This is a genomic window from Pseudovibrio sp. WM33 (genome assembly GCF_001623165.1).
Classification (GTDB): Bacteria; Pseudomonadota; Alphaproteobacteria; order Rhizobiales; family Stappiaceae; genus Pseudovibrio.
The window spans coordinates 8970-17362 of sequence record NZ_LMCK01000039.1 but is presented as its reverse complement, the minus strand read 5'-3'; the positions used below and the strand labels follow the sequence as shown (position 1 = coordinate 17362).

Here is an 8393-nt window from a genome sequence, read left to right as displayed (position 1 = left end):
CTTACATTGAGAATAATGCCGACATGATCCCGAACTACGCGGAGCGCAGGCGGTACGGGGAACGGGTCTCAACCGGATTTGTCGAAAGCACGGTTAATGCGGTTGTCGGCAAGCGCTTTGGCAAAAAACAGCAGATGCGCTGGTCAAAATCAGGTGCTCACCTCTTGCTCCAGACTCGCACACGGGCACTGGACGGAACACTCAGGCAAAAGTTTGAACAATGGTATCCTGGCATGAAATGTGAAGCGAAAGATCCGGCAAACGACAAACTCGCCGCCTGATTGCCCCACACTTTTGGGTGCTCTCGATGGAGCCTATGACGGGGACCCGACCAGACAGGAAATAGAAGATCGTTATGACGGTATTGAAGTTATCATCCCGCCGCCCAAAACAGCAGTTCTCAGTGCCCATGCTGAGAGTGCGCCCAGCACCCGTGACCGGGATATCCTTCTGATAGAAAAGCATGGCCGAATGGGCTGGCAGAAGCAAACCGGATACGGTCGCCGTTCACGGGGGGAGACCTTGATGGGGCGCTACAAACAAGTCATCGGGACCATGCTCAGGTCCCGTGATTTTGAAAACCAGAAGACGGAAGCCAGGATCAATGTCTCCGTCCTCAACACAATGATCGCACTTGGGCGTCCCGCCTTCGAGCGGATAAACGCGACCTGAGTTTAGCGGCTAAGGGCGTGCTGTAAGCTGTGCTGGAATAATGCAACAACGTCAAGCCTTAGATTGTAGGTTTCTCAAAGTCCTAAAGATTTCAGTTCAGAAAACTGGTTCCCTCAATCAAAGTTCAAAATCCAAGCTTCCTAATGAGTTTATTGAACAGATTTGGGCGGCGTGAGCTTGATTTTGAGCCGATGGAATTTTTTACACATATCCTGAACATACCCCGAATTTGTTAGCCCTGGCTCGAAATGTTCCGAATCTTAAGAGAAACGGAACGGAAAAGCGTGACTTATAGAACAATGACTTACATGATCCGTAATTCTGCCCCGAAACTTCAGCAATTTATCAGAGATATAACCTTTTAAGATCAATACCTTACTCTGTTGCTGAAGATCCTGTCGCTTTTGCAGCTTCGAGGGAACTGGGCCGAGTTGAAGTCATCATCCCGCCGCCCAAAACAGCAATCCTCAGCTCCCGTGCTGAGAGCGCTCCCAGCACGCGTGATCTGGATATTCTTCTCATCGAAAAGCATGGCCGAATGGGCTGGCAAAAGAGGAAAGAATACGGGCGACGTTCACGGGGTGAGACCTTGATGGCGCGCTACAAACAAGTCTTCGGGAGCACACTCAGGTCCCGTATATTGGAAAACCAGAAGACGGAGGCAAAGATTAATGACACAGTCCTCAATAAAATGACCGCCCTCGGACGACCCGTCTTCGAGCGGGTCAGTGTCACTTGAGCCCAACGGGTAAGGGCGCGCTGTAAGCTGATTTGCATTTACGCAACACGGCCACTCTAGGGTAGAACCAACTTCATTTGGCGCATGTTTTCATAGAGCTGGTTCATAGCATCGTAGCCCCCCCCATCCAGAAGTGAGCTAAAAAACTCGCTTGATGTGTGTGCTGCCTGATGAACGAACATGTCCATCCCACGATCATCTTTGATCATCATATAATGATCCATGCTGGGATCGACCACAACAGTCTCATCTTCGCTACACACTGTAAGTCCCCAACTATCTGGATAGTCTTCATCAACAAAATGAAGTCGTTGAAATTTACCGTTGCACTCAGCCCAATAAATACCGAAAGCGATCATAAGTCTTTCAGGATTTGTTTTCAGAGCAACCCTCATATCATTTTTCCATCTACTGTGAGTTTTTCATTGGAGAAGTCACCTTTAAATCGACAACTTTACCAAGAGCTGGATTGTACTGGTAGTGAATTGCAATGTTTTTTCCATTCGGCCCTGGAACTTTAAGCTCCATTTTTTGATAACCGCCCGATGTGAAGCGCTCATCCATACCTTTTGTAATAGCTTTACCTCCGTTCGGATTCTTCATAACAGCTGCAAACGCGGTTTGCTCAGCTGTGTTACGTGGCGTGGCTGATTGTGGAGGATTAACTTTTGGGTTAGCAGTGCTAATACCATCGTAATCGATCTTTGTCCCACTTTGTTGAATTTCTGCGGTAGTGGCTACTCGCGACGAAGTAGTGCTATCAGCATTCCTGCTATAGACAAAACCGTGATTGTCAATAATGTCTCCATTGGCCAACAGCCTTGGATCTTTAGCGGCGATATCACTCGCATCTAAGTCAATCACATCGCCTTTCCGATCAACAACTTGAAGTTTCTTTCCTCCAGTGAACCCATCTACAACTTTATTTCCTGTCGTATTTGTGGCAACCAGATCACCAGTATTGCTCAGCCGCAGCAAATTTCCGTCTGAATTGCGGAAGACAGGCGTACCATCTGCCAGATCGTCTGCAGCACGGTAAAATACTTGATCAAGATCGTCAATAATGGCAACGACATCATCACCGACTTGCATCACACGGCTGCCGCCTTTTACCGCAATGGTGAAGCCTATGCTGGCAGCTGCGCCGCCCGTTGCAAATTCTGCGAGTGCTTGGGCACTTACCTCTGTTCCCAGCACGCCAGTTGCACAGAGCCAGGATCCGGCACACGCTTCCAGAGCCCCAACAACGGCACTGCGTGCAACAAACCCGCCAGCAAGAAGTCCTGCGATAACAAGCTGGGCCTTCCCGCCAATCTCAACTCCGTTATTGAAATCCTCTACAACCTGCTGGAACTGACTTTGGCAGGCGCTATCCCATGCACCACCACAATGCGTATCCCTGAAAAATTCAGCTTCTTCGAAGAGACGTACACGGGCACTTGCTTGAGCTACATCCTCATAGCGGACCTCTGCAAGAGAGAGCCTGTGAAAGTCCAGAGCATGCCTGACAAAGCTTGATGAGACACCGCGCAACCGGTCCTCGATTTCAACAAGGCTGGCTGCGCTTGCAAGATGTTCATTGATGCACTCACGTGTTGCACAATTCGCAAGCCGTTTATTGTTACCGTGTGAAATTACCATGAAGGATGTCAGAATTGTATCCAGACGAGTCTGATAGTTGGAGCAGGCGCTCCCATCTTCTCCGCACTGTTCTTTCAATGCTGCAAGCGCAGAACTCAAATCATCGAGATTCTGGTGGCTCAGATAGTTGTTTTCAAATCCGCTTTGAGCGATAGCTGCCGCGATGGAAACATTTGCCGGATCTCCACCAGAGAAAACAAAACCAGCCAGAGCCCCAATAAACTTCGAACGTGCGAGTGCTCTCTTTTGCTCTTCCTGCGATAGATTACTATCTTGGGCTCCAGCATATATGCTTTGCGCCACAGCCGCTGCTGCACCTGCAGCACAACTTGCCCCGGTAGCTTCAGCGGCGGCACATCCGGTTAGGCCATGCAACAGCGCGTGACCGAACGAGCCTTCCCAATTGTCTATGCCTTCTCCGAGCTCACCGATCTCAAATTGAACGTCAGCCATGGCCAGGTTGACGATCGTGTTGATCATAGACGAGGAGAAGCCTTCCAAGAAATCGGTGCCGTAGACTGCTGAGGACAGACCGTTGGAGATGATACCGTCTAATGCTCCATCGAGAATGTTCGCTATGCTGAGATTGCCATTGCCGAACTCGCCAAGCAGGTTGTTAAACAGCTCTGGATTAGTCTTCGACGTAATTCCCAAAATGTTGATATTAATACCAGAGGTCAGACCGGCGGTTACACCAGAGAAGGCTGCATCTGCGAGTATGTCTTCAATATCGAAGTCACCTGATACCGCCCCATCGAGGCTTTCCACGATAACGGAGGTGGTGAATGCCTCAAGACCGGTAGTGAGGGCGCTCATGAACGTCCCAGAGGCGGTGGCAATACTTGGGAAGACTGCACCTACAATTGCCGGAGCCACAAAAGCTCCAACTGCGATAGACACCAGGACCTTAAAGGCAGGCGAAAGGGCAACTTGTTTGTCGTAGAAGTACTCGTTTGCCAGCTGCTCTTGCAAAAGCTGCAGGCCAGCAATGGCGAGTAACTCTTCAGGATAGAGCTCTTCAGCCGTTTTGGCATCTACACCAGCGGTCTCATAAAGTGTGAGGCTAGCATCACCGCCTACATTGAAGTTGAGGGCCTGACCTGCCAGGAACTGCGTGAGAACGGCGGTTTCGACATAACTGTTTTCTGTGATGGTGGTCATTAGGACCAAGCCCATCTCGTGCTCAAAGAACTCTCTTCTTTGGCTGTTGATCGCCGCCTGAACGTCGAAGTCGCCACCAGTGTTGATGTTCACATTGTTGCCCGCAGAAAGGAAAGCCCCAACCAGTGTGGTGTCTTCTCCTGAGAGCAGGGAAAGATCGAGTGCTGCAAGCGCTTCAGTGCCGCGGCTGATCTTATCTACGCTATTGATAATTTTGGTGGAGCCAAACAGGCCGCCCAAAATGCTACTTGAGGTCTTGTTGTATTTGCTATGAACATCGGTGTAAGCACCGGCGTATATGTTGCCGTCTGCTGCCGTCAGGTTTACATCTCCCTCGCCAGAGGCAAGGGACGTGCCAGCGGTTGTCAAATCACCATTTTCGGCAAGCAGGTCCAGATCACCACCCGACGCAATTGAAACGCCTTTGTTGGTGACTTTGGTTTCGCTCTTAATCGAGGTTTTTGAACTTAGGAAGCCGCTCTTTTTCTTCTTCGAATAAGAGGAGTAGATGTCCTGAACAGCAGCAAGCACCAGGTTATCAGCGGCAGAGATTTGCGCTTCACCACCCACGTCAATCTGCGTGCCCATGAGAACAGCATCACCACCTGCCGTTGCCGTGAAATTTCCGCCAGCTTCAATATCGGTAACAATGCTTGTAACCTGCTCTATCTTGGAGTTCTTTGAAGTGGTTTTGCTGCTAGTCTCAACAGCTGCAAGGATCAGATCCTTACCGGCGGTGAGTTTTATGTCCCCCGAGACATCCACATCCGTTCCAGAGACAACAAGGTCACCCTGGGTAATGATGGAAAGATTGCCACCAACACTCAGTGAGGATGTCTGCTGGTCTTTTACCTGACGCGTTGAGGTGACCACCATGTTGGGCTCACCATTGTCATTGCTTGCGCCAAACGGTGCCGGACGCTTTGTCTCGATGGTGAAATTCTTTTCAAGGCCACTGATGATGACGCCGTTACCGCCAGAAATTGCAACGTCACCTTCAGCGTCGAGTGTGAGACCATTGCCGACAACCTGCTGACCTGCGAAGATATCAATTTCATTACCCGAAACTTTGGTGCCTTCAAGCAGGACGCTGGTTAAAGAAGTGATAGAAACATCACCCTCAGTCAGGATCGCGCCCTCAGAGCTGATCACGAGCCCACCAGTGAGTGACAGATCCTCTTTTGCAGAAATTGTACCGGTGTTGCTGATAGAATCGCCCACAGCTGTCACGCTGTTACCAGAGATCACAGCACCGCGGCCATCCAATTCAAATGGCGTGCTTTGCGGATAAACCGTGTGCATGCCCGACCCGTCAGGCTTTGGCACCGAGACCGGTTTGTTAAGGTAATCAAGAGAGCCAATATTGGCGACATAATCACGCGAGCCAAAATTATCAGCATGGGGCTCATCAGTGTTGTTGATGAGATCATCGCGATACTGAAGACGGCCAACATCCATCATCTCGTTGGAGGTTATGAAGTTTGCGTATTCAGTGAAGTCCGGATTGGTTTCTGCAAGGGTGGTTACCCCAACAGCTAATAACTCTTCAACCGAAGCTGTTGGAGTGATGACTGGTGGGGCAGGAATGATTGTTTCGATGGTTGTGCGGAACGCATCGGTATCAACTGGGATGATGGTGGGCGTGCCGCTGCCGGTCCCGGCCACCTTTGTCGGGATGTTGACGACATCTGTTATTACAACGGCTGGTGTACCGTCTCCACTATTGACTGCGGCTTTGATCAGATTTTCTACATCGGTTGTTGTCACAACCGGTGTGCCTGCACCGTCATTAATTGCGGTCTTGATCAGGTTCACCAAATCAGTGGTGTTGATGTGCGGTGTACCAGATCCGGTTTCAACGACAGTCCTGATCAGGTTCTCTACATCGGTTGTTGTCACAACCGGTGTGCCTGCACCATCATTAATTGCAGTCTTGATCAGGTTCACCAGATCGGTGGTTTCAATGTACGGGGTTCCCTCTCCGGTCTCTGCGATTATCCTTTCTATACTGTCCGTATCCGGAACATCCACATCAGGGGTCCCCTCTCCTGTTTCAACATGCGTTTCAGATCCTGTATCAACGGGACGGATTTCCCGGATATCCTCGCCTTTGCCCTCAACAGCGGCAATATATTCTGGTGTGCGCTTATCTGTAAATTTGAGTGTTTTCGTGCGTACTTCCGGCACACCTTCCATGAGTGGATCACCTTCAGCTTTGCGCTGTTTGATGAATTCATTCATTGTGTCCATCATGTCCTGCATGGACATTTGAGAGGTGTTTATGGTCAGATTAACCAAAGACCCGGAGATATTTACGTTACCGACCGCTTCAATCCGGCCGCCAAATGTATCGTAATAGTCAACTTCCCCTTCATGGCAGGTGAAACAATCTGGTTTTTTATGAACTTCAAGAAGAACCTGAGTTGCCCCAACAGCTTTATTTTCCACACTATCGGCAGTGATAAGCAGATCACCGCCGGCCGATACATTGCCAAAGATGTTTTTGATCGTATTGGCTTGAATATCGATATCCTTGCCAGCAACGAGTTCAGCCAGTTTACCGTCGTCGTTAAAGCGGTCCTGATAGAGGATTTTTACAATGTCATAGCTCTCGTCGGCGCCATCAGACATAGTGGCCCACAACTCACCAATATATGGAATGAGCTCATTTGTGTAAGAGCGAACACTCTCACCTGTGTCCGGGTCAATGCTGTCGACAAATACAAGGGCATTGACGCCAAGTATTGTGCGCACTTCATCTGAAACAGTGGTTTTTCCTGAGGCCAGTGTTTCCCAGAGCTCTGCATAGGTTGTTATGAACTGTGGAAGCAGGTTGCCATCAAGATCAAAGACGGTTGGATCTAGCAGCTCTTGTATGGTCACTACCGGGTCTGGAGTGCCAGCCTCGTTAGATTTAGAGAACATATTTGACCACAACGGTTGCAGCTCACCGCTCAGTTGGGTTCCGCTTGGAGCAAGAACTGATGTTTTCAAAATGAGCTTTGCATCTTGTGAAAGAAACGTTGAGCCGCTCAGCAAGTCGCTCCAAAGCGCCAGATAGTTCTGAGCATATGCTGGCAAAACGGTTCCATCAGAATCCAGATAGGCTGGATTGATCAGTTTTCGAATTTCTTCATCAGCGCTGATCGGACCGCTCTTGCCTTCTTCAATCCACCTGATGATCTGGCTGGAGCTTAATGTGGGGGCGGTTCCGATGTTATGCACTTCATCGGCTCGAATAGTCAGGTCACCCTGAAAGGCTTCAATACGACCATCGGTATTCTGAACCAGTGCGGCACGATTGAGGGCAGCATCACCAGCCAGCTTTACACTGTCATTGGCCCAGATGACGCCGCCGTTATTAATGATATCCCTTGCGTAGATCGCTAAGTCATCGCCAGCGATCATGACAGATGCGTTGGTCAGCGTGTTAGCAGCTTGTGCAACCAGCTGGTCGCCAGCAGCGATCGTCCCGCTGTTGGTTATGGATGAGCGGGAGGTGAGCGTTATGTTCTGTGCGCTCAAAGTTCCCCAGTTTCTTAATCCTCCAGAACCGGCATTGAGCGTTAATTCCTGATCCGCCGCGAGCACACCGTGTGCGGTGATTGCACTCGCATTCACATCAATTGCGCGGCCATAAACTGCAAAATCGGTTCCGATGGTGAAAGCGTCTGCCATTGTCAGGCTGGCGCGCGTACGACCGGTGATACTGCCAGTGTTTTCAAGACCTTTAGCTGAAGTCAGTGTTGTAGTATCCCCGATCAGGATACCTCGGATTGCGAGCCCAGAGGTTGTGGCTTCCATGTTCAGAAGATTATCAGCAACAATAAGACCGTCGACAGTGGCAGAAGCAGCTTTAAGTGCAACATTCCCACCCATAATTTTGGATGAGGCGGTTGTGCGTAAAAGCTGTTGAGAGGAAATTGAAAGCGATGTTTCTCCCTCCAGGCTGCCAGAGTTTATGAAATTACTCGCAGTTTTGAGCGTTAATACATTTGCGCCGATCAGACCGGTGTTGGTAAAGGCACCCGTTATTGTCTTCAGCGTTGCTGTCTCATCCGCGCGGATATCGCCGCCATTCACAATAGAGGCTGCGGTTGCGGTGATGGTGTTGCCATAAAGCGCAGAGCCGGACATGGTCTGCAGCAGCTCTGCAGCTGTCAGAGTGAGCGCGCCATCT

3 protein-coding genes and 1 pseudogene are annotated in these 8393 nt (G+C 49.9%); 2 read left to right on the top strand and 2 right to left on the bottom strand.

Annotated elements, in window-relative coordinates; translation table 11 throughout:
* Positions 1 to 281, top strand: a pseudogene (locus PsWM33_RS27315) (ISKra4 family transposase); the annotation flags it as partial.
* Positions 241 to 672 carry a hypothetical protein gene (locus PsWM33_RS07880; protein WP_153039913.1) on the top strand — a complete coding sequence of 144 codons (432 nt, stop codon included), beginning with the start codon at positions 241 to 243 and terminating at the stop codon, positions 670 to 672. The pseudogene PsWM33_RS27315 and the gene PsWM33_RS07880, both read left to right, overlap by 41 nt.
* Before the next feature lie 795 nt (positions 673 to 1467).
* On the opposite strand, the gene PsWM33_RS07870 is transcribed toward PsWM33_RS07880, so the two are convergent.
* Both PsWM33_RS07870 and PsWM33_RS07865 read right to left on the bottom strand, forming a co-directional pair.
* On the bottom strand, positions 1468 to 1806 hold the full coding sequence (locus tag PsWM33_RS07870; protein ID WP_063299808.1) for a hypothetical protein: 339 nt from the start codon (positions 1804 to 1806) through the stop codon (positions 1468 to 1470).
* Positions 1807 to 1819: 13 nt separating this feature from the next.
* On the bottom strand, positions 1820 to 8350 hold the full coding sequence (locus tag PsWM33_RS07865) for a DUF637 domain-containing protein (RefSeq protein WP_063299807.1): 6531 nt from the start codon (positions 8348 to 8350) through the stop codon (positions 1820 to 1822).
* Between the last annotated feature and the right edge of the window lie 43 nt (positions 8351 to 8393).